Consider the following 19,651-nt stretch of genomic DNA (forward strand, 5'->3'; position numbering starts at 1 on the left):
GCCCGGGCACCGATCAGCGAGACGTGGGCGGGAGCCGTGCTCCCGCCGGTGCTACTTGTCCTTGTGGAGGGCGTCCTTGACCTTGTCGGCGGCGTCGCCGACGGCCTCCTTGATGTTGCCGACCACCTGGTCGACCTTGCCCTCGCGCTCGAGGTCCTTGTCGCCGGTCAGGTTGCCGGCTGCTTCCTTGACTCGACCCTTGGCGTCATCGACGTTGGCCATGGTGGGACTTCCTCATGCTGGGGGTTGCGGACGAAGGGTCCTTACCCCCGAGGCCCGGGCGCAGACGGCGGACCGGCGTGGCGATCGTCACCCGAAGAGGTCTCGACGGGGGTCGTCGGTGTACTGGGGGCGGCGACCCTGGGCGAAGGCCCGCATGGCCTCGGGCAGGTTCTCGGTGAAGCCGAGCATGAGCTGGTTGCGGTCCTCGAGCTCGATGGCGGCCTCGAGGCTGGTGACCTCGAGGTTGGCCCACAGCACGTCCTTGGTCATCGACAGGCCGTAGGGGCTGTGCTGGGCCATGGCCTGGGCGGCTGCGACGGCCCCCTCCACCAGGCGGGTCGGTTCGAGGACGCGCGACACCAGGCCCATGCGCCAGGCCTCGTCGGCGTCGATGACCCGGCCGGTCAGGAGGAGGTCGTTGCTGTGGGCGGCACCCACCAGGCGGGGCAGGAGCCAGCTGGCGCCCATCTCGGTGCTCGTCAGGCCGTTGACGATGCCGGTGGCGTTGAGCTCGACGTCGGTGGAGGCGAAGCGGAGGTCGGCACCGAGGGCCAGGCACATGCCGCCGCCGTAGGCCGGGCCGTTGATCGCGGCCACCACCGGCTGGGGCAGCCGGCGCAGGATCGGCACCAGGCAGGAGTACGCCGCCATCGACCGCTGGGCGATGCGCCCCATCGACAGGCCGTCGATGCCGGGCAGCACGCCGTGGTCCTTGAGGTCGAGGCCGGAGCAGAAGGCCCGACCGGCGCCGGTGAGCACGACCACCCGGCAGTCGTTGTCGGCGCCGATGGCGGCCAGCACGTCGGACAGCTCGAGCACGAGCTCGATGGAGAGGGCGTTGAGCACCTCGGGCCGGTTGAGCGTCACCTGGGTGACGTGGGGCGCTGGGTGGTCGACGAGCACGACGGACATGGGAGCCTCCGATCGCCCGGCCCCCTGGCCGCGCGACGCCTGCTTCCTAGCGGATGCGGGGCTGCGCAGCGGGATCGCTCAGCCGTCGAGGCTGGTCACGTCCGGGTCGTGGCCACCGGCGGGGCGGCGCTCGTGGTGGGCCCGCCCGGCGCTGCGGCGGTCGTCCTTCATCTCCGACTCGAAGACGTGGCGGCGTCCGGCGACGAGGGCGTCGCGCACCTGGCGCTCCTGGTCCCGCGCCGCGGACCAGTAGAGGTCGTCGAACTCCTCGACGATCTGGAAGGACCACCGGCCGTCGATGGCGTTGCGCCCCACGATGCGGGTGCGCAGGTCGTCGGCCTCCTGCTGGTGGCCGGCCTCCTCCAGGGCGTCGGCAGCCTCGCCGAAGAGGGCATCGGCGTGGCCCATCTTCTGGTGGAAGTCGTACAGGTCGCCACGGGCCCGCTCCACCCACTCGAGCGCCTCGGTGGCCTTGCCCACCGCCTCCACGGTGGCGTCACCGATGCCGGCCGGTCGGTCGTGGCGCTCGTCGCCCATGGTCGTCTCCTCGTGCTGCGGCGCAGGTCCGGACGCCTGCCGGGCGCTCCCTACCCCCGAGCCCCCTCGGTAGGCTCCGGCCCGTGCCCGACCTCGATGGCCCCGACGTCCCCCAGCCGGCGAGCTCCCTCCCGCCGGACGCTCCCGGCTCGGGCCAGCAGGTCGAGGTCGAGGTCGACCTCGGCGCCTTCCTGCCGGAGACCTCGGCGATCGGCCCGGTCGAGGACGACGAGGACGAGGGGCCCGATCCCGAGCCCGACGAGCTGATCGCCGAGGTGGCTGGTGACGCCGGTGACGCCGGTGCCGGGCCGGACGAGGCGCCTGCGGCCCCGCCGGTCGACCTCGCGGTGCTGGCCGGCATCGAGGCCGACCTCGCCGCCGTCGACCGGGCGATCGAGGCCATCGACGCCGGCGACCACGAGCGCTCTCCGCTGCTGGTCGAGCTCCTCGGCGCGCCGCCCGCCTGAACCTCCCCGCCGAGCCGGGGCTCGTGCCCGGGCCGTCCCGGATCAGAGGTCGAGCGGGAGCTGGACCACCGTGGCGGGGCCCACGTCGGCGCTGCGGCCGGCGGCCCCGGGTCGGCGCGGCGCCCGACGCAGGTCGGCGCTGTCGGCCGGCAGGGCGATGGGCGGCGGTTCCTCGTCGAGGTCGTCGGCCAGCGGATCGGCGTGCGGGTCGACGCCGCCGCTGAGCGCCAGGAGGTAGCCCTCGGCCCGCTCGGCCAACGGGTAGCGGGCCACCAGGGCCTGGAACCGCGGCCCGTGCCCGGGCTCCACCAGGTGGGCGAGCTCGTGGACCACCACGTGGTCGATGACCCAGGTGGGGTGGTCGGCCAGGCGGTCGGAGATGCGGATCGTCCGGGTGGACGGCGTGCAGGACCCCCAGCGGTGCGCCTGGTTCGAGACCCAGCGGATCTCGTCCGGCCGCGGCAGGCCGTGGACCTCGGCCAGGCGACGGGCCCGCTGGGCGAGGTCGACCCCGGCCCCGGCGCTGGAGCGCTCGAACCGCTTCCGGAAGCCCTCCACCAGCCGGGCCTCCTCGGCCCGTGAGGCGCGGGCCGGGATGCGCACCTCGAGCACGCCGTCGACCAGCCGGGCCTGCGCGGTCTTGCGGCGCTTGGCGCTGCGGACCACCGTCACCTCGAGCACGGCACCGGCTCCCGTCGTCCGGCCCGCGCCGTCAGATCCGGTCGGCTTCGATGGCCAGGGTGGTGGCGGGGTCGACGAGGGAGAGCCGCTCGCCGAGGCGGAAGCGGTCGTCGACGACCTCGACCCAGCAGGCGTCGAGGTTCGAGAGCCGTCCTCGGCCGGGCTGCCCGAGGCGCCGCTCGACGGCGTAGATGACCCCGCCGTGGGTGACGGCCACCACCTCGCCGTCGGGCACGAACCGGCCGATGGCGAGCAGGCCGACCTCGACGCGCGCCCAGAGGTCGTCGTCGCTCTCCCAGTCGTCGGGCCAGCGGGGCTCGCCGTCGTCGTCCGGCACGTAGCCGGCCGGGTCGTCGGGCAGCAGGCCGGGGAAGGCCTCGTAGATCTCGGGGCGGGTCAGCCCGGAGAGCGAGCCGGCGTCGCGCTCGCGCAGGCGGGGCTCGGTGGCGACGTCGTCGAGGCCGAGCATCCGGGCGATGATCGCCCCCGTCTCGGCGGCCCGCTCGAGGTCCGAGGCGATGACCGCGTCGACGGTGCCGATGGCCGCGCTGGCGTCGACGGCCTGCTGGCGGCCCCGATCGGTGAGCGGCGGGTCGGCCTGGCCCTGCCACCGGCCGTCGGCGTTCCAGACGGACTCCCCGTGGCGGACGAGCAGGATGCGGGTCATGGGGGAGAGACGGTACCCGTCGGTGCGGGCTGTGGGGATCGGGGCCACACCGGTAGCATCTCGATCCGCCATGGCAGTTCTCCGGCTCTTTGCCGCCGCCCGCACCGCAGCCGGTACGTCCCGAGAGGTCCTGACGGGCGCAACGGTCGCCGAGGTGCTCGACCACGCCGTCGACCGCTTCGGCGGCGAGTTCGCCGCGGTCCTGCCCAGCTGCGCGATCTGGGTCAACGGCGTGCCGGCCTCCGGCGAGACGGTGGTCGGGGTCGAGGACGAGGTCGGCGTGCTGCCGCCCGTCTCCGGCGGGTGCGCGGCGTGACCGCCGACCCGGACATCCCCCAGCGCCCGCAGCCGCCGGCGGCCCGGCGGCCGCCCCGACCGGCGGCGGGACCGCCCCGCCCGGCATCGGGGGCCGCACCCCGCCCGCCCCGCCCCGGCGCCGCGAAGCGGCCGTCGACCGCTCGGCCCGCGCCCCGGACCGGTGGCGCGGCCCGCCCCGGCTCCAAGGCTGCGGGTGCCGCCGCCAAGCCCAAGCCCAAGGCCGCTCGCCCGGGCCCGGGGTCGGCCGCGCCGCGGCCCGCGGCTCGCCGCCCGATCCCCGATGCGCCGGGTCCCCGTCCCGAGCGTCCCGTCCGCCGCACCCGTCCGGCCCCGCCGCGCGCCACCACCTCGAGCGTCACCTTCCGCGACACCGGGTCCACCCCGGTCGTCGCCGCCCGGGCCCCGAAGGCCGCCGCCCGGCCCGCCCCGAAGGGCGAGGCGGTCGTCCAGGAGCTGCTGCCGGACCCGCCGTCGCCCCGCACCGCGTTCCGCCAGCGCTACGGCGTCGTCTACAACACCCAGGGCCCCCGGCTCCGGCTGGGCGTGGCCTGGGTCGTGGTCGTCGCAGCCGCGCTCGGCTTCGAGCCGCTCCGCCCGTACGGCCTGGCCACCCTGTACGCCGTGGTGGCGGGCGCCGCCGCCCTCCAGGTCGTCGGCGCGTGGCACACCGTGCGCACCGGTGCCGACCGGTGGGTCGCCGCGCTGGGCGCCTCCACGCTGCCCGTGCTCGCCACCCAGGGCGTGCGTCCGCTCGGAGCCGGGATGCTCGCCCTGGTGGTCGCCGCGGTGGTCGTGGCGGCCCAGCGGCGCGAGCGCCAGATGCCCCTGCTGGCTGCCGCCGGCCACACCGTCCTGGCGGCGGGGGTGTGCGGCGGGTCGGTGGCCTCGCTGGTGCTGCTGGCCCACTACGAGATCCTGGCCGCCTGCATCCTCGTGGTCTTCCTGATGGTCTACGACGCCAGCGACTACCTGATCGGCTCGGGCGCCACCAACGGGGTGGAGGGGCCGTTGGCCGGCGGCCTGTTCATCGCCGCGGTCACCCTGCTCTTCGCCGTGCTGGAGGTCGCCCCGTTCCGCGGCGTCGACATCTGGAGCTTCGCCCTCCTGGCCGCGGTGGCCTGCCCGGCCGGCCAGCTGCTGGGCTCGGCCATGCTCCCCGCGCCGACGCACCGGCGCCGGCGCTGCGCCGGCTCGACTCCCTCCTCATCGTCGCGCCGGCGTGGGCCGGGCTCATCGGCCTCTACCTCCAGCGGGTGGGCAGCTAGGGCCCACCCGCGCCTCGCGGTGGCCGTGGCGCCACCGTCCGTGCCCCGCCGGGGCCGGGGGGCGGCGTACAGTTCGCACGGTGGTGCCGACGCCGGCCCACGACTCGGAGGAGCCCATGGACCAGGATCTCGATCGGATCCTCGGTGACGAGTACCTCACCGGCCTGGCCGGGCGGACCGTCGCCGAGCTGCGGAGCTCGCGCCGAGTGCCAGGCCCTCGAGACCAAGCTCTCGTTCCTGCGGCGCATGGTCCAGGGCCGCCACGACATCGTCACCGGCGAGCAGGACCGCCGCCGGGGCGGTGGCGACCCGGACGACGTGGCCGGCCTGGTCGAGCGGCTCCCGGAGATCCTCGCCGACCGCATCCGCGCCCCCGGCCCGGGCCGCCTCCCGTCGTCCATCGAGCCCGGCGAGCCCGACGGGCGCCTCGTCGAGCGGTTCGAGTCGATCGCCGAGGCGGTGCCGCTCGATGCCCCCGATGCGGTGGCCGACGACGACCTGCAGGTGGCGGCCGACGAGCTCGAGGCCCTGGAGCACGAGGTGTCCCAGCTCCGGCGGTCGATGTTCGACGCGATCGACGCCATCGAGGCCGAGCTCACGGCGCGCTACCGCGACGGCGAGGCCCACGTCGAGGACCTGCTGACGGCCCAGGCCGACGACGCCTGACCTCCCGGGCGGTGCCCGCCGCCGCGCGGGTGATCTGCCTGGTCGATGGCGGCCATCGCCCGGAGCGCCGCAGGTCAGCGGGCACATCGGCGCCCTGGGGCGCTCGCGAGAGGTGAACGACCGCTCGCGCCAGTTGTGGTTCCGCGGCGGGCGTGACCTAGCCTTTTCCCCATGGCACCCGAGCTCGAGACCCGTTGGCGAGACCTGGGCGAGTTCATCCGCGAGCAGCGCCGCGTGGGCCACCTGTCGCTGCGCAAGCTCTCCGAGATGGCCGGCATCTCCAACCCGTACCTGAGCCAGATCGAGCGGGGCCTCCGCAAGCCGTCGGCCGAGATCCTCCAGCAGATCGCCCGGGCCCTCGAGATCAGCTCCGAGACCCTCTACGTGCGCGCCGGCATCCTCGAGGCGCGCGAGGGCGACACGGACCTGATCACCGAGATCCGTCGGGACCCGTGGCTCAACGAGGAGCAGAAGAAGACCCTCGTGCAGATCTACGAGTCCTTCCGTGCCGAGCGGCGGGCCGCCGGCTTCGAGCCCTTCGGCGACCTCGCCGCCCCGGCCGTCGACGGCGCGCCGGACGACGATCTCGAAGGCACGGAATCCGGGGCCCTCGCCGGACGTTGACCGAGGCCGTGGCCGAGCTCGCCGTCCTCTCCCTGCACTCCTCGCCGCTGGCCCAGCCGGGCACCGGCGACAGCGGCGGCATGAACGTCTACGTCCGCGAGCTGGCGGCGGCGCTGGCGCAGGCCGGCGTGGGCACCACCGTCTACGTGCGGCGCTGGGCGCCGGACCTGCCCGACGAGGTGGCCGTCGAGCCCGGCTTCCGGGTGGTCCACCTCGACGCCGGACCGATCGACCTGCCGAAGGAGGACCTGCCCGACACCGTCGACGCGTTCACCGAGGCCCTGGTCCACCGCTTGGGTCGGGATCCGGTCGACGTCATCCACGCCAACTACTGGCTGTCGGGCGTGGTGGGCCACCGGGTGAAGCACCGCCTCGACCTGCCGCTGGTCTCGACGTTCCACACCCTCGCCCGGGTCAAGGCCGAGACCGGCGACCACGAGCCGGACCGCCGCATCGACGCCGAGGCCGAGGTCATCGGCTGCTCGGACGTGATCCTCGCCAACTCCGTCGAGGAGGTCTCCCAGCTCGAGCGGCTCTACGGCGCCGAGCCCCGCCGGATCGAGGTCGTGGCCCCGGGCGTCGAGCACGCCTTCTTCTCGCCCGGTGACCAGGGCGGGGCCCGTCGCGCCCTCGGGCTGAGCGAGGCGGCCCCCATCCTCCTGTTCGTGGGCCGCATCCAACCGCTGAAGGGCCTCCAGGTGGCCGTCGGCGCCCTCGCCGCGCTGAACCGGCCCGACGCCCGCCTGGTGGTGGTCGGCGGCCCCAGCGGCGCCGAGGGCGCGGCGGAGCTGGCGCGGGTCCAGTCCCTGGCGGCGTCGCTCGGGGTCACGGGCCAGATCCAGTACGTCGCGCCGCAGCCGCACCACCTGCTGTCCACCTGGTACCGCGCCGCCGACGTCGTGCTGGTGCCGAGCCGCTCGGAGTCCTTCGGCCTCGTCGCGCTGGAGGCGGCGGCGTGCGGGACCCCGGTCGTGGCCGCCGCCGTCGGGGGCCTGCGGACGCTCGTCGAGCACGACCGGACCGGCCTCCTGGTCGACGGCCGGGACCCGGTCGCCTTCGGTGCCGCGGTCGCCTCGATCCTCGATCGGCCCGCCTACGCCGCCGCGCTCGGCGCGGCCGCCGCCGAGCGCGCCCGGGGCTACACGTGGTCCACCGCCGCCGCGCGCCTGCGGCGCATCTACGCCGACCTGAGCACCCGCGCCCTGGTCGACTGCGCGGCCTAGCCGCGCCGCTCCCTGCGGCGCCGCGGCGACCGGTCGTCGGCGCCGCGCGAGGGCCCCTCGGTGGCTCGCCGCCCACCGGTCGCCGAGAACAGCATCGGAACCTGGGGTTCGTGGGCTGACCCTTGTCCGGTTCGGCGCCGAGCCGGACGATGGACCACGTCGAGCCACGAGGGGTCCCGCCTCCCACGGTCGACGAGGCCCACCCCACCGAACGCACAGGTAGCTCCCCTTGTCCGCACCCGCCACCCTGGCCCCTCGAACCGGCAGGCGAGCGCCGTCGCGCTTCGCGCCGCTCCCGGAGCGCACCGACGACGACCTGCTGCTCGACGTCCGAGCCGGGGACCTGCGCGCCTACGAGGAGCTGTACCGACGGCACCAGGCCGAGGCCGGCCGCTACGCCCGCTCGCTGGTGCCGCGGGACCTCGCCGACGACCTGGTCGCCGAGGCGTTCGCCAAGATGCTGGGCGCGCTGCGGCGCGGCAAGGGCCCCACCAGCGCCCCGATCCGCTACCTCATGGTCGCCCTGCGGACGACCGCCGTCACGCTGCGGCACCGGCACCACCGCCACCACCAGGTGGTGCAGCGGCCGGAGGTCGTCGCCGCGATCGACCACGAGCTGCCCCTCATGAGCGACGACGACCTGGTCCTGGCCTTCCGCTCGCTGTCGGCGCGGTGGCGGCAGGTCATCTTCTGGAGCGAGTTCGACGAGCTGTCCCCGGTGGAGATCGGCGAGCGCCTCGGCCTCTCGCCCGCCGCGGCGTCGGCCCTGACCTACCGGGCCCGGCGCGGGCTGCGGGAGGCGTACCTCGCCAACCTCGCAGGTGGCGTCGTCGACTGAGCCCGTCGACGCCGGGTCCGCCGTCATGGGCGGCGCCGGACCGGGTTGTCTCCGGCATGCCGAGACCTGAGCGCCGACACCGGCGACGGCCGCCCCTCCCGCTGCTGGTGCCCGTGGACGCCGTCGACCTGATCGACCGGGCGGCGTTCGAGGCGGCGCTGGCGACCGCCCTGGACCGGGCGGGCCTGGTGGACCGCGACCTGGCCCTGCTGCTGCTGGCGATCCCCGAAGGACGGGGGCCGGCGCCGGAGATCGTGGCCTCGGCGCTGTGGCTGCACGTGCGCACCAACGACATCGTGTGCCACCTGGGCGGTCGCATGTTCGGGATCCTCCTCGACACCGACGCGGACGGCGCCCGCGTGGTCGCGAGCCGGATCCAGGCGTTCGTGGGCGACCTCCTCGCCGGCCCGACCTGGCTGGGCCTGGTGGCCGGCACCGGCGCCGACTGGACCGCCGATGGGATGCTGGCCTCGGCGTCGACCGCGCTGAGCCGCGCCCTCGACGCCCCCGGCGGGCGGATCGAGGTCGGGGTCGGCTCGGGGCCTCCCGGCGGACCGTCCGGCCAGGGTCGCGCCCGATGGCCGGGGCCCGGCGCGCCCCGCCGCAGCTGAGCCCCGCTGCGCCGCCGGACCCGTTGCGGGGCGTCGGCGAGGGTGGTGGGTAGCGTCCGGGCGATGGGAACCGAGGCTGCGACCCCCGAGGAGCTGGACGCCGTCGAGGCGCGGATCGACCGGTGGGCGGGCGAGCAGCTCGCCGAGAACCCGATGGTGCTCGCCGTCGACCGCGGCGAGCCCGGCGTGCTGCGCTGGCACATCCGGCTCCAGGGCGAGGAGAAGGACGTCACCACGGTCTGGCTGACCATCCACCAGCGCACGTTGCGCTATCAGACCTACGTCCTCCCGGCCCCCGAGGAGAACCACGCCCAGTTCTACGAGCACCTCCTCCGCCGCAACCACGGCTTCAACGGCGCCGCCTTCGTGATCGGCGACGAGGATGCGGTCTTCCTCGAGGGCCAGCTGCCCCTCGACGCGGTCGACGACGACGAGCTCGACCGGGTCCTCGGCTCGCTCTACGCCTACGTGGAGCGGTGCTTCCGGCCGGCGCTCCGCATCGCCTTCGCCTCGCGGTTCCCTGCTTGAACCTGTCATTTCGCCCCTTTCCTTGCCTTGTGGTGCGGCGCTGGTCTACCTTGCTCCGGCCTGCCAAGGCCGGGTCATCGGGAAGGTGCCCGGCCGGTCGGCTTCGTCGGGTCGCAGCCACCCCGACTCCCCCCTGGGGTGGCTGCGACCCGTCCGCTCTCCCGCCCCGGCCGCTCGTCGGGCGCTGCCGGTGCCGTACCCTCGGGCCATGAGCGAGCTGGTGGTCGTGGGTGGCGGGAAGATGGGCGAGGCGCTGGTGGGCGGCCTCCTCGCCGCCGGTTGGGCGGAGGCCTCCGCCCTCACCGTGGTGGAGCCCGACGCCGGCCGTCGGGCCGAGCTGGCCGAGCGCTTCCCCGGGCTGGGCGTCGCGCCCGAGCCGGTCGCCGGCGCCGGTGCCCTGGTCGCGGTGAAGCCGCAGCACGTGGCCGACGTGTGCCGCTCGCTCGGCGCCCTCGGCGTGGCGCGGGTGCTCTCGATCGCCGCCGGGGTCCGCATCGCCACCATGGAGGCGGCCCTGCCGGACGGGACGGTGGTGGTGCGGGCCATGCCCAACACCCCGGCCCTGGTCGGGGCGGGCGCCGCCGCCATCGCCGGCGGATCCTCGGCGGCCGAGGAGGACCTGGCGTGGGCCGAGGCGATCCTCGGCGCCGTCGGCACCGTGGTCCGGGTGGCCGAGGAGCAGCTCGATGCGGTGACCGGCCTCTCGGGCTCGGGCCCGGCGTACGTCTTCCTGGTCGCCGAGGCGCTCATCGACGCCGGCGTGCTCCAGGGCCTGCCCGCGCCGTCGCCACCGAGCTGGCGGTCCAGACCCTGCGCGGCTCGGCGGAGCTGTTGGCCACCGGCCAGCCCGCCGCCGAGCTCCGCGCCGCCGTGACCAGCCCCGGCGGCACCACCGCAGCCGGCCTCCAGGCCCTGGAGGCCGCGGCCGTCCGTGCCGCCTTCAGCGATGCCGTCCGGGCTGCGACCGAGCGGAGCCGCGAGCTCGGGTGACCGGGCGGGCCGCTACCCGGCTTCGGTGTAGCGGCCGGCGAGGAACCGCTCGACGTCGTCCTCGCGGATGCGCAGCGACTTGCCGACGCGGGTGGCCGGCAGCTGCTCGGCCTTGATGAGGCGGTACACGGTCATCGTCGACACCCGGAGCTCATCGGCCACCTCGGCGACGGTCAAGAACCGGCTTCGCGCTGCAGGCGCCACGACATCGAACCCTTCGTCGAACAACGGGCGAACCGTACTTGCGCCCACTACCACCTGCCAACAGCGAAGTGGTGGATGGTCGCGTCCGGCGGGCCGGGCCTCGCGGAGGAGCCGGGCCCGAGATGCCGCCCGCCGAGGGCCGGCCGGTAGCTTGGGCGGGCTGTGACCTCGCCCTCGTACGACACGATCTCGTTCCTCTCCGACTACGGCCGCACGGACGAGTTCGTGGGGGTCGTGCACTCGGTGGTGCGGCAGCTGGCGCCGGGCACCGTGGTGATCGACGTGACCCACGACGTGCCGGCCCACGACGTGCGCGCCGGTGGGCTGGCCCTCGCCCGCTCGGCGCAGTACCTGGCGCCCGGGGTGGTCCTGGCCGTGGTCGATCCGGGCGTGGGCTCGGCCCGCCGGGCCGTGGCCATCGAGGTCGGCGACGGCGAATCGGTGTTCATCGGCCCCGACAACGGCCTGCTCGCGCCGGCGGTGGCCATGGTCGGCGGAGCCACCCGGGCCGTCGAGCTCACCAACGTCGCCTACCAGCTCGGCGCCCCGGGGCCGACGTTCGCGGGGCGAGACGTCTTCGCCCCGGCGGCGGCGCACCTCTGCGCCGGCGTGGCGCTCCTCGACCTCGGGGTCGAGGTCGACACCGCCGGGCTGATGCCGGCCACCATCCCGATCACCCGGGTCGAAGAGGACGTCCTGTACGCCGAGGTGCTGTGGACGGACCGGTACGGCAACCTCCAGCTCAACGTCGACCCCGCCGAGGTGGAAGCCCACGGGGACCGCATCGAGCTGCGCTTCGGCGGCAAGGTCCGCACCGGGGTGCGCCACCACACCTACGCCGAGGTCCCCACCGGTGAGATCGGCCTCGTGGTCGACTCCTACGGGCTGATCTCGATCGCGGTCGACCGGGCGTCGGCCGCCGAGGAGCTGCGCCTCGACACCGGCGACGAGGTGGCGCTCGTCGCGCTGCCCGACGACGGGCCCCAGCCCGGGCGATCCACCCCCGTGACCCTCAGGGAGAAGCACCGATGAGACAGGGCACCACGATCGTCCTCGCCGTCCTGCTGCTGATCATCATCCTCGCTGCCACGCTGCAGCTCGTCCTGCTGGGCTGACCGGGCCCGCCGGCCACGGTCCGCCACCACCCGGCGGCGGTGCAACACTGGCGAGCCATGGGGGATCGGGCGATCGACTGCGAGGGGCTGACGCGCCACTTCGCCAGCGGGGTGGCCCTGGCGGGCCTCACCATCGACGTCGAGCCGGGCGAGGTCCTGGCCCTCCTGGGCCCGAACGGCGCCGGCAAGACCACCACCATGCGGCTGCTGAACGGCGTGCTGCTCCCCGATGCCGGCTCCGCGACGGTGCTCGGGCTCGACCCGTGGCAGCAGGGCGACGTGCTCCGCGCCCGCACCGGGGTGCTCACCGAGAACGCCGGCCTCGACGAGCGCTTCAGCGCCCTGGAGAACCTGGTGGTGATGGCCCGGCTGCGCGGCATCGACCGCGCCACGGCACGCCGCCGCGCCGGGGAGCTCCTCGAGCGCTTCGGCATGGGCCACCGGGCCGACGTCAAGGTGCAGGGCTTCTCCACCGGCCAGCGCAAGCGGGTCGCCCTGGCTCGTGCGCTGCTCCACGAGCCCGACCTCCTGTTCCTGGACGAGCCCACCTCGGGCCTCGACCCGGCCGCCACGCGGGCCGTGGTGGACCTGATCGGGAGCCTCGCCGAGGAGCAGGGCCGGACGGTCGTGCTCTGCACCCACTTCCTGGGCGAGGCCGGCAAGCTCGCCGATCGCATGGCCGTCCTGTTCCAGGGCCACCTGCACGCGTTCGGCACCCCTGCGCAGCTGGCCCGCGAGCTGTGGTCCGGTGCCGAGGTGCGCCTGGACCTCGGCACGCCGGCCGGCGCCGACCTGCTCGCCGGGCTGGGTGCGCTCACCATGGTCGAGTCGATCGCCCCGACCGCCGACGGGGCGGTGGCCCGGCTCACCGAGCGGGGAGCGGTGCCGGCCCTGGTCGCCGCCGCCGTGGCCCGAGGCGCATCGGTGTTCGGGGTCGACGCCCACGAGCCGAGCCTCGAGGACATCTACTTCGAGATCGAGGCGCGCGCCGGCACCGCCGCCACCTCGGTGGCGTCGTGACCGACGCCGAGCTCGTGGTGCGCCCGCCCTCGCGTGGCCTGGGGGGCATCGACTGGGCCGTCGTGCGGGTGGTGCTCGGCCGCGACCTCGGGGCCATCGTGCGCTCGAAGGCGCTGATCCTCCCGATGCTGTTCCTGCCGGTGGTGCTGCTGGTCCTGCTGCCGACCTCGATCGGCATCGCCGCGAACGGCAAGTCGCTCGACATCGACCGCTTCGTCAACATGCTGCCGACGGCGCTCGCCGAGCCCATCCTCGGGTACCCGCAGCACGAGCGGCTGGTGATCCTCGTCCTGGGGTACCTGGTGGCGCCCCTGTTCCTCATCGTGCCGCTCATGGTCTCGGCCGTGACCGCGTCGGACACCTTCGCCGGCGAGAAGGAGCGCAAGACCCTCGAGACCCTCCTGCACCTCCCCGTGCGGGACCGCGACCTCTACGTGGCCAAGCTGCTCGGCGGGTTCGTGCCCGCCACCGCGGTGTCGTGGATCGGGTTCGTCCTCTTCGCCACCATCGCCAACGCCGTCTGCTGGCCGGTGATGCACCGCCTCTTCCTGCCGACCTGGATGTGGGCGCTGGTCATCCTCTGGCTGGCACCCGCCGTCTCCGCGCTCGGCCTCGGGATCATGGTCCGGGTCTCGATGCGCGTGAACAACACCCAAGAGGCCCAGCAGCTCGGCGGCGCCGTCGTCCTGCCCCTCGTGATCCTGGCGGTGGGCCAGACCACCGGCCTCCTGCTCGCCGGTCCGCTCCCGACCTTCCTGGCGGGCGTCGGGCTGTGGGCGGTCGCCGGGTGGCTCAACATCCGGGGCGCGCGCTCCTTCACGCGCGACACCATGGCCGCCCGGCTCTGAGCGGACGGGCGCCCGACGCCCCGGTTGTGGTCCACTGGTGGTCCCTCGTCGCTCTGCTCGCACCCTGAGGTGTCCGTGAACCTTGCTTCGATCCTCGAAACCCCGCCGGCCGAGGCCCCCGCGCTGATCAGTCGGGGCCGGACCACGGACTACGGGACGCTGCGCGAGCAGGTGGCGCGGCTGCGGGGCGGCTACCTGGGCCTCGGCATCGACCCGGGGGACCGGGTGGCCATCGTGTGCGCCAACAACTGGTACTTCGTCGTGAACTACCTGGCGATCCTCGGGGTCGGCGCGGTGGCGGTGCCGCTGAACCCGCTGAGCCCGCCGAAGGAGATCGAGCGGGAGCTGGCGGCCGTCGGCGCCCGTGGCCTCATGGCCGGCCCGTCGGGCCGCCGCACGGTGGAGGCCATCGACCGCAGCCTGCTGCCGGTGCTCGAAGTTCGTGATCCACAGCGAGGGCCACGCCGGCGACGACGCGGTCGTGCTGCTCGACGACCTCCTGGGCAGCGAGCCGGCGCCGCTCGTGGACCGCGAGGCCGACGACCTCGCGGTGCTGATGTTCACCAGCGGCACCGCCGGCTCGCCGAAGGCGGCGATGCTCTCGCACGGCAACCTGCTCGCCAACATCGACCAGACGTTGGGCCTGCGGCCCGACGGCGGCAGCCCGGACGACGTCGCCTTCGCGGTGCTGCCCATGTTCCACATCTTCGGGCTCAACGTGGTCCTGGGCACCGCCCTGCGCGCCGGGGCCACCGTGCTGCTGGTCGAGCGCTTCGACCCCATGTCGGCCATCGAGGCCATCCAGAAGCACGGGGTCAGCGTGGTGGCCGGGGCGCCGAGCATGTGGGCCGCCTGGGCTTCGATGCCCGGCCTCCCCGGCGACACCTTCGCATCGGTCGTCGCCGCCACCTCCGGCGCCGCCCGGCTCGACCCCTCGGTGGCCGAGGCGATCAAGGCTCGCTTCGACCTCGAGATCGGCGAGGGCTACGGCCTCACCGAGGCCTCGCCCGTGGTGACCGCCTCGTTCGGCCTGCCGTTCCGCCCCGGCTCGGTGGGCGCCCCGGTCGACGGCGTCGAGGTGCGCCTGGTCGACCTCGACGGTGACGACGCCCTCGTGGGCGACCCCGGTGAGATCTGGGTCCACGGGCCGAACGTCTTCCAGGGCTACTGGAACGACGCCGAGGCCACCCGCAACGCCATCGACGACGACGGCTGGCTCCACACCGGCGACATCGCGCTGGTCGACGACGATGGCTTCCTGTTCCTCGTCGACCGGGCCAAGGACCTGGTGATCGTGTCGGGCTTCAACGTGTTCCCGGCCGAGGTCGAAGAGGTGGTGCTCTCCATGGACGGCGTGCGCGAGTGCGCCATCGTCGGCGTGCCCCACCCCCACACCGGCGAGGCCGTGAAGGCCTTCGTGGTGGCCGAGCCGGGCTGGTCGTTGGAGGAGGACGCCGTCATCGAGTACTGCGCCCTGCACCTGGCCCGCTACAAGTGCCCCCAGAAGGTGAACTTCGTCGACGAGCTGCCCATCAACCTCTCGGGCAAGGTGCTCCGCCGAGCCCTCCGCTGACCCACCCGCCCGGGGGCCACGGGCTTTGTGAACATGTGCACGTGTTCGGTAGCTTCGACGGGCCATGTCCGATCGCTCTCGTCGCATCCCCGAGGCCACCGTCGCCCGGCTGCCCGTGTACCTGCGGAGCCTCGCCGAGCTGCTCGAGGACAAGACGGCGACGGTGTCGTCGGAGCGCCTCGCAGAGATGGCGGGGGTGAACGCCGCCAAGGTCCGCAAGGACCTGTCGTACCTCGGCTCCTACGGCACCCGGGGCGTCGGCTACGACGTCGAGTACCTCGCCTTCCAGATGAGCCGCGAGCTCGGGCTCACCCACGACTGGCCCGTCGTCATCGTCGGTGCCGGCAACCTGGGCCAGGCCCTGGCCAACTACGGCGGGTTCAAGGAGCGGGGCTTCCCGGTGGCCGCCCTCGTCGACGCCGACCGCGCGAAGGTCGGCCAGCTCGTCCACGGCGTGCCGGTGCACCACCTCGACGAGCTCCCGGTGCTCAAGGAGCGCCTCGGCATCGCCATCGGCATCATCGCCACCCCGGCGGTGGCGGCCCAGGACGTGGCCGACGCCCTGGCCGAGGCCGGGATCGGCTCCATCCTCAACTTCGCCCCCGCCGTCATCTCGGTCCCCGAGGGCACCTCGCTCCGCAAGGTCGACCTCGCCCTCGAGCTGCAGATCCTCTCCTTCTACCAAGAGCACCGGGACACCGAAGGCGTGTAGCGGCCGGAGCTGGCCGGGTCCGCCCTGCTCGATCGTCAGCTCCTCTTCCCGCTCCCGGGACTCGCTTCGCGTCGTCCCGGGCCGCTCGGGCCCCTCTCGCCTGCGGCGAACCGCCCTGCTCGCCGGGTGGGAGCGGGCCTGGCCGGCAGCAGCGCCGGTCTGAGGATCGGGAGCGGTCGGTAGGGTTGGCTCCATGACCGATGCGCCGTCGCCTGGGATTCCCAGCGATCCCGAACCCGTCGTTGAGGCTCCTGCGGGGGCGGTGCCGGCCACGGCCGACGCCGCGGTGGGGAGCGACCACATCATCGGGATGGGCTTCGACAAGGTCACCCGGGCCGGCGAGGTGCTGCTGAACCTGGCCAACCTGGCTCGCGAGGGCCAGATCACGCTGACCGATGCGGTGGTCGTCTACAAGGGCGACGACGAGCGGGTCCACGTGAAGCAGACCGTCGACCTCGACCCCAAGCGGGGCGCCCTCAGCGGCACGCTGTGGGGCCTGCTCGTGGGCAGCTTCTTCGGCCCGGTGGGCGCGGTCCTCGGTGCCGCCTCGGGAGCGGCCAGCGGCGGGCTCGCCGGCAAGCTGATCGACCTCGGCCTCGACGACGCCTGGGTCCGCCAGGTGGCCGAGTGGATCGACCCCGGCACCTCGGCGCTGCTGGTCCTGGTCTCCGACGACGTGCGCCCGGTGGTGGTCCGCGAGCTGAGCCGCTTCGAGGGCCAGGTCCTGTACTGCACGTTCCCCGACGCGGTGCGCCACGAGCTGGAGCGGGCCCTCGGCCACTCCACCGGTGACCGGGCCGACACCGGCGGCACCCAGGTGATCGTCGACGAGCCGGCCGTCTGAGCCGGTGGGCGAGCAGGCGGCGCGCTACCCCGTCCTGCTCGACCTCGACGGCCGGCGCTGCCTGGTCGTCGGCGGCGGGCGGGTGGCCGAGCGGAAGGTTCAGGGGCTGCTCGGCGTTGGAGCAGCGGTGACCGTGCTCGCCCCCACCACCACCGAGGCGCTGGGTGCCCTGGCGAGGAGCGGCGCCGTGGCGTGGCAGGAGCGGTCCTACGAGACCGCCGACCTGGCCGGTGAGCCCTGGGCCTTCGTCGTGGCCGCCACCGACCACCCGGCGGTGAACCGCCAGGTGGTGGCCGACGCCACCACCGCCGGCACGTGGGCCAACGACGCCTCGGCGGCCGACGGCGGCCCGGCGGCGCTGCCGGCGGTCCACCGCGACGGCCCGCTCACCCTGGCCGTCTCCACCGGCGGCGTGCACCCCGGTGCCGCCACCTGGCTGCGGGACCTCGCGGCCGGTGCCATCGGGCCCGAGCACCTGGTGGCGCTGCGGCTCCTGGCGGAGTCCCGGGCGTCCTCCCCTTTGGGGGACGCGCCCCGATTGGCGGGCGGCCGTCGAGTCGGGAATGCTTGACCTCATCCGCGCTGGCCGTGAGGCCGAAGCCAAGGAGCGCCTACAGGCGTGTCTGTCGTCGTCATCGGACTGAACCACCGAACCATGCCGCTCGATCTCTTCGAGCGGATGACCGTCGACGGTGCGCGCCTGCCCAAGGCCCTGCACGACCTCGCGTCCCGTGAGCACCTGGGTGAGGTCGTGGTGCTGAGCACCTGCAACCGCACCGAGGTCTACGCCCTGGCCGAGAAGTTCCACGGCGCCTACGGCGACGTGCGCAACTTCCTCGCCGAGCTGGCCTTCGTCACGCCGGACGAGTTCGCCGACCACCTCTACGTCCACTACGACACCGAGGCCGTCCGGCACCTGTTCTCCGTCGCTGCCGGGCTCGACTCCGCGGTGCTCGGCGAGGCCGAGATCCTCGGCCAGGTCCGCACCGCCTGGGAGCGCGCCGGCGAGGAGGGCACCACCGGCCCCGTCCTCAACCTGCTGTTCCGCCACGCGCTGGAGACCGGGAAGCGGGCCCGCACCGACACCGACATCGCCCGCGGCACCGCGTCGGTCTCGCACGCCGCGGTCGAGATGGCTGCCGAGCGGCTCGGCGACCTGCAGGGCAAGCGGGTCCTGGTGATGGGCGCCGGGGAGATGGCCGAGGGCATGGCCACCGCCCTGCAGCGCGCCGGCGTCACCGACGTCTTCGTGGCCAACCGCACCTGGCGCAAGGCCCGGGCCCTCGCCGACCGCATCGGCGGCCAGGCGGTCCGCCTCTCGGACCTGCCCCTCGCCCTGCTCGAGATCGACCTGCTGCTCACCTCCACCGGCGCCACCGTGCCGGTCGTGGAGCACGACGACTTCGCCCCGGTCATGGCGGAGCGATCCGGCCGGGAGCTGCTCATCGTCGACATCGCCGTGCCCCGCGACGTCGACCCCACGGTCCGGGACCTCCCGGGCGTGACGCTGCTCGACATCAACGACCTGCGCACCTTCGCCCAGGCCGGCATCGAGCGCCGCTCCGGCGAGCTCGAGGCGGTGGTGGCGATCATCGACGACGAGATCGGCCGCTTCCGCACCGCCGCCTCCGCCCGCACCGCCGCGCCGGTGGTGGGCGCCCTGCACCGCTGGGCCGACGACGTGCGCGACGCCGAGCTCACCCGCTTCGACGCCCGGCTCGACGGTCTCGACGACCGCCAGCGCGAGGCCGTCGAGGCCCTCGCCAAGGGCCTCGTCAACAAGCTCCTGCACCGGCCCACCATGGCCCTCAAGGAGCACGCCGGCACGCCCACCGGCGACCGCCTCGCCGAGGCGATGCGCCAGCTCTACGACCTCGACTCTTGAGCCTGCGGCTGGCCACGCGCCAGAGCCCGCTGGCGCTCTGGCAGGCCGAGCACGTGCGCGACCTGCTGGTGGCGGCGCACCCCGGCCTGGCCGTCGAGCTGGTCCCCATGCAGAGCGAGGGCGACGTCCGCCTCGACGTGCCGATCTCGGCCATCGGGGGCAAGGGCGTCTTCGCCAAGGAGGTCCAGCAGGCGGTGCTGGCCGGTCGGGCCGACGTGGCCGTGCACTCGGCCAAGGACCTCCCGGCGGTGACCGTCGAGGGGCTCGTCCTGGCCGCCGTCCCCGAGCGGGGCGACCCGCGCGACGCGCTGGTGGGCGCCACCCTCGACGCCCTGCCCCAGGGCGCCACCGTGGCCAGCGGCTCGCAGCGGCGCCGGGCCCAGCTGGCCCGGCTCCGACCGGACCTCGAAGTTCACCGAGCTCCGCGGCAACATGGCGGCCCGCCTGTCGAAGGTGCCCGACGGCGGCGCCATCGTGGTGGCCGCCGCGGCCTTCCAGCGCCTCGGCCTCGAGCAGCACCTGGCCCAGGTCCTCACCGTCGAGGAGATGGTGCCGCAGGTGGGCCAGGGCGCCCTGGGCATCGAGTGCCGCGAGGGCGACGACGCCACGGCCGGACTGCTGGCGGCCATCGAGCACCGGCTGTCTCGTCGTCGGGTCGACGCCGAGCGGGCGTTCCTGGCCGAGCTCGGCGGCGACTGCGACCTGCCGGCCGGCGCCCACGCCCGGGTGGTGGGCGTCCACGACGAGGGCGACCTGGTGCTCGACGCCTTCCTGGCCACCGACGGCACCCACGAGGCCCGCGTGGTGCGCCACCACGCCACCGGCGACGACCCCGATGCGCTGGGCCACGCCGTGGCCCGCCACCTCCGCACGGTCCTGGGTCCCGACGCCTGAGGCTCAG

22 protein-coding genes and 4 pseudogenes are annotated in these 19,651 nt (G+C 74.6%); 20 read left to right on the top strand and 6 right to left on the bottom strand.

The genetic code is table 11. The annotated features are described in order from the left end of the window. Window positions 1-51: 51 nt before the first annotated feature. The 3 genes from KSP35_RS17415 to KSP35_RS17425 all read right to left on the bottom strand — a co-directional run bounded on the left by KSP35_RS17415 (window position 52) and on the right by KSP35_RS17425 (window position 1,671). A complete protein-coding gene (locus KSP35_RS17415; protein ID WP_216997071.1) occupies window positions 52-222 on the bottom strand; it encodes a CsbD family protein in 171 nt (56 codons plus the stop codon). A gap of 87 nt (window positions 223-309) precedes the next feature. After that, window positions 310-1,134, bottom strand: coding sequence for an enoyl-CoA hydratase-related protein (locus KSP35_RS17420; RefSeq protein ID WP_216997072.1), 825 nt, complete (start codon window positions 1,132-1,134; stop codon window positions 310-312). A gap of 78 nt (window positions 1,135-1,212) precedes the next feature. Further along, complete coding sequence (locus tag KSP35_RS17425; protein ID WP_254126826.1) at window positions 1,213-1,671, bottom strand: hypothetical protein; 459 nt, start codon at window positions 1,669-1,671, stop codon at window positions 1,213-1,215. Between the two features lie 83 nt (window positions 1,672-1,754). Here KSP35_RS17425 and KSP35_RS17430 point away from each other — a divergent pair, with 83 nt between their 5' ends. Next, a complete protein-coding gene (locus tag KSP35_RS17430) occupies window positions 1,755-2,138 on the top strand; it encodes a hypothetical protein (protein WP_216997073.1) in 384 nt (127 codons plus the stop codon). A 42-nt stretch (window positions 2,139-2,180) separates the two neighbouring features. Here KSP35_RS17430 and KSP35_RS17435 read toward each other — a convergent pair whose 3' ends face one another. Both KSP35_RS17435 and KSP35_RS17440 read right to left on the bottom strand, forming a co-directional pair. Beyond that, on the bottom strand, window positions 2,181-2,819 hold the full coding sequence (locus tag KSP35_RS17435) for a M48 family metallopeptidase (protein ID WP_216997074.1): 639 nt from the start codon (window positions 2,817-2,819) through the stop codon (window positions 2,181-2,183). A 31-nt stretch (window positions 2,820-2,850) separates the two neighbouring features. Further along, on the bottom strand, window positions 2,851-3,486 hold the full coding sequence (locus tag KSP35_RS17440) for a histidine phosphatase family protein (protein WP_216997075.1): 636 nt from the start codon (window positions 3,484-3,486) through the stop codon (window positions 2,851-2,853). A gap of 70 nt (window positions 3,487-3,556) precedes the next feature. Here KSP35_RS17440 and KSP35_RS17445 point away from each other — a divergent pair, with 70 nt between their 5' ends. The 9 genes and pseudogenes from KSP35_RS17445 to proC all read left to right on the top strand — a co-directional run bounded on the left by KSP35_RS17445 (window position 3,557) and on the right by proC (window position 10,549). Beyond that, on the top strand, window positions 3,557-3,802 hold the full coding sequence (locus KSP35_RS17445) for a MoaD/ThiS family protein (protein ID WP_216997076.1): 246 nt from the start codon (window positions 3,557-3,559) through the stop codon (window positions 3,800-3,802). Further along, on the top strand, window positions 3,799-5,217 hold the full coding sequence (locus tag KSP35_RS17450) for a hypothetical protein (RefSeq protein WP_216997077.1): 1,419 nt from the start codon (window positions 3,799-3,801) through the stop codon (window positions 5,215-5,217). The genes KSP35_RS17445 and KSP35_RS17450 overlap by 4 nt, the downstream gene beginning before the upstream one ends. Further along, complete coding sequence (locus tag KSP35_RS17455; protein ID WP_216997078.1) at window positions 5,214-5,735, top strand: hypothetical protein; 522 nt, start codon at window positions 5,214-5,216, stop codon at window positions 5,733-5,735. The genes KSP35_RS17450 and KSP35_RS17455 overlap by 4 nt, the downstream gene beginning before the upstream one ends. A 171-nt stretch (window positions 5,736-5,906) precedes the next feature. Further along, the gene (locus tag KSP35_RS17460; protein ID WP_216997079.1) at window positions 5,907-6,359 is read left to right on the top strand and encodes a helix-turn-helix domain-containing protein; all 453 of its coding nucleotides are present in this window, start codon (window positions 5,907-5,909) and stop codon (window positions 6,357-6,359) included. A gap of 8 nt (window positions 6,360-6,367) precedes the next feature. Then, window positions 6,368-7,582 carry a glycosyltransferase gene (locus tag KSP35_RS17465; RefSeq protein ID WP_216997080.1) on the top strand — a complete coding sequence of 405 codons (1,215 nt, stop codon included), beginning with the start codon at window positions 6,368-6,370 and terminating at the stop codon, window positions 7,580-7,582. A 229-nt stretch (window positions 7,583-7,811) separates the two neighbouring features. Continuing rightward, window positions 7,812-8,420 (top strand): RNA polymerase sigma factor, encoded by a 609-nt coding sequence (locus KSP35_RS17470; protein ID WP_216997081.1) that lies wholly within the window; start codon window positions 7,812-7,814, stop codon window positions 8,418-8,420. 113 nt (window positions 8,421-8,533) lie between these two features. After that, the gene (locus KSP35_RS17475) at window positions 8,534-9,031 is read left to right on the top strand and encodes a hypothetical protein (protein ID WP_216997082.1); all 498 of its coding nucleotides are present in this window, start codon (window positions 8,534-8,536) and stop codon (window positions 9,029-9,031) included. A gap of 63 nt (window positions 9,032-9,094) precedes the next feature. Next, window positions 9,095-9,559, top strand: coding sequence for a YbjN domain-containing protein (locus tag KSP35_RS17480; protein WP_216997083.1), 465 nt, complete (start codon window positions 9,095-9,097; stop codon window positions 9,557-9,559). A gap of 241 nt (window positions 9,560-9,800) precedes the next feature. Beyond that, window positions 9,801-10,549: pseudogene (gene proC / locus KSP35_RS17485) on the top strand (pyrroline-5-carboxylate reductase). Window positions 10,550-10,561: 12 nt separating this feature from the next. Here proC and KSP35_RS17490 read toward each other — a convergent pair. Then, the gene (locus tag KSP35_RS17490; protein WP_254126827.1) at window positions 10,562-10,711 is read right to left on the bottom strand and encodes a helix-turn-helix domain-containing protein; all 150 of its coding nucleotides are present in this window, start codon (window positions 10,709-10,711) and stop codon (window positions 10,562-10,564) included. A gap of 204 nt (window positions 10,712-10,915) precedes the next feature. On the opposite strand from KSP35_RS17490, the gene KSP35_RS17495 reads away from it, so the two are divergent. The 10 genes and pseudogenes from KSP35_RS17495 to hemC all read left to right on the top strand — a co-directional run bounded on the left by KSP35_RS17495 (window position 10,916) and on the right by hemC (window position 19,644). Continuing rightward, complete coding sequence (locus KSP35_RS17495; RefSeq protein ID WP_216997084.1) at window positions 10,916-11,785, top strand: S-adenosyl-l-methionine hydroxide adenosyltransferase family protein; 870 nt, start codon at window positions 10,916-10,918, stop codon at window positions 11,783-11,785. Between the two features lie 140 nt (window positions 11,786-11,925). Further along, window positions 11,926-12,888, top strand: coding sequence for an ABC transporter ATP-binding protein (locus KSP35_RS17500; protein WP_216997085.1), 963 nt, complete (start codon window positions 11,926-11,928; stop codon window positions 12,886-12,888). Next, entirely contained in the window at window positions 12,885-13,736 is an 852-nt protein-coding gene (locus KSP35_RS17505) for an ABC transporter permease subunit (RefSeq protein ID WP_216997086.1), read from the top strand. The genes KSP35_RS17500 and KSP35_RS17505 overlap by 4 nt, the downstream gene beginning before the upstream one ends. Before the next feature lie 75 nt (window positions 13,737-13,811). Then, a pseudogene (locus KSP35_RS26095) lies at window positions 13,812-14,075 on the top strand (AMP-binding protein); the annotation flags it as partial. 103 nt (window positions 14,076-14,178) lie between these two features. Further along, the gene (locus KSP35_RS17515) at window positions 14,179-15,309 is read left to right on the top strand and encodes an AMP-binding protein (protein WP_216997087.1); all 1,131 of its coding nucleotides are present in this window, start codon (window positions 14,179-14,181) and stop codon (window positions 15,307-15,309) included. Window positions 15,310-15,373: 64 nt separating this feature from the next. Next, a pseudogene (locus KSP35_RS17520) lies at window positions 15,374-16,012 on the top strand (redox-sensing transcriptional repressor Rex); the annotation flags it as partial. A gap of 202 nt (window positions 16,013-16,214) precedes the next feature. Beyond that, window positions 16,215-16,865 (top strand): DUF1269 domain-containing protein, encoded by a 651-nt coding sequence (locus KSP35_RS17525; RefSeq protein ID WP_216997089.1) that lies wholly within the window; start codon window positions 16,215-16,217, stop codon window positions 16,863-16,865. 4 nt (window positions 16,866-16,869) lie between these two features. Continuing rightward, window positions 16,870-17,436, top strand: a complete 567-nt coding sequence (locus tag KSP35_RS17530; RefSeq protein WP_216997090.1) for a bifunctional precorrin-2 dehydrogenase/sirohydrochlorin ferrochelatase — start codon at window positions 16,870-16,872, stop codon at window positions 17,434-17,436. Window positions 17,437-17,520: 84 nt separating this feature from the next. Further along, window positions 17,521-18,750: a glutamyl-tRNA reductase gene (gene hemA, locus KSP35_RS17535; protein ID WP_216997091.1), complete on the top strand. Its 1,230-nt coding sequence runs from the start codon at window positions 17,521-17,523 to the stop codon at window positions 18,748-18,750. Continuing rightward, window positions 18,747-19,644: pseudogene (gene hemC / locus KSP35_RS26100) on the top strand (hydroxymethylbilane synthase). The gene hemA and the pseudogene hemC overlap by 4 nt, the downstream one beginning before the upstream one ends. Window positions 19,645-19,651 lie beyond the last annotated feature (7 nt).

This window comes from Aquihabitans sp. G128 (assembly GCF_019048865.1).
GTDB lineage: Bacteria > Actinomycetota > Acidimicrobiia > Acidimicrobiales > Iamiaceae > Aquihabitans.

What these genes read in the sequence shown, in the direction of transcription:
- hemA (WP_216997091.1), top strand. Translation starts at nt 17,521, where the DNA reads ATGCCGCTCGATCTCTTCGAGCGGATGACCGTCGACGGTGCGCGCCTG.
- KSP35_RS17500 (WP_216997085.1), top strand. Translation starts at nt 11,926, where the DNA reads ATGGGGGATCGGGCGATCGACTGCGAGGGGCTGACGCGCCACTTCGCC.
- KSP35_RS17460 (WP_216997079.1), top strand. Translation starts at nt 5,907, where the DNA reads ATGGCACCCGAGCTCGAGACCCGTTGGCGAGACCTGGGCGAGTTCATC.
- KSP35_RS17440 (WP_216997075.1), bottom strand. Translation starts at nt 3,486, where the DNA reads ATGACCCGCATCCTGCTCGTCCGCCACGGGGAGTCCGTCTGGAACGCC.
- KSP35_RS17525 (WP_216997089.1), top strand. Translation starts at nt 16,215, where the DNA reads ATGACCGATGCGCCGTCGCCTGGGATTCCCAGCGATCCCGAACCCGTC.
- KSP35_RS17445 (WP_216997076.1), top strand. Translation starts at nt 3,557, where the DNA reads ATGGCAGTTCTCCGGCTCTTTGCCGCCGCCCGCACCGCAGCCGGTACG.
- KSP35_RS17420 (WP_216997072.1), bottom strand. Translation starts at nt 1,134, where the DNA reads ATGTCCGTCGTGCTCGTCGACCACCCAGCGCCCCACGTCACCCAGGTG.
- KSP35_RS17425 (WP_254126826.1), bottom strand. Translation starts at nt 1,671, where the DNA reads ATGGGCGACGAGCGCCACGACCGACCGGCCGGCATCGGTGACGCCACC.
- KSP35_RS17480 (WP_216997083.1), top strand. Translation starts at nt 9,095, where the DNA reads ATGGGAACCGAGGCTGCGACCCCCGAGGAGCTGGACGCCGTCGAGGCG.
- KSP35_RS17415 (WP_216997071.1), bottom strand. Translation starts at nt 222, where the DNA reads ATGGCCAACGTCGATGACGCCAAGGGTCGAGTCAAGGAAGCAGCCGGC.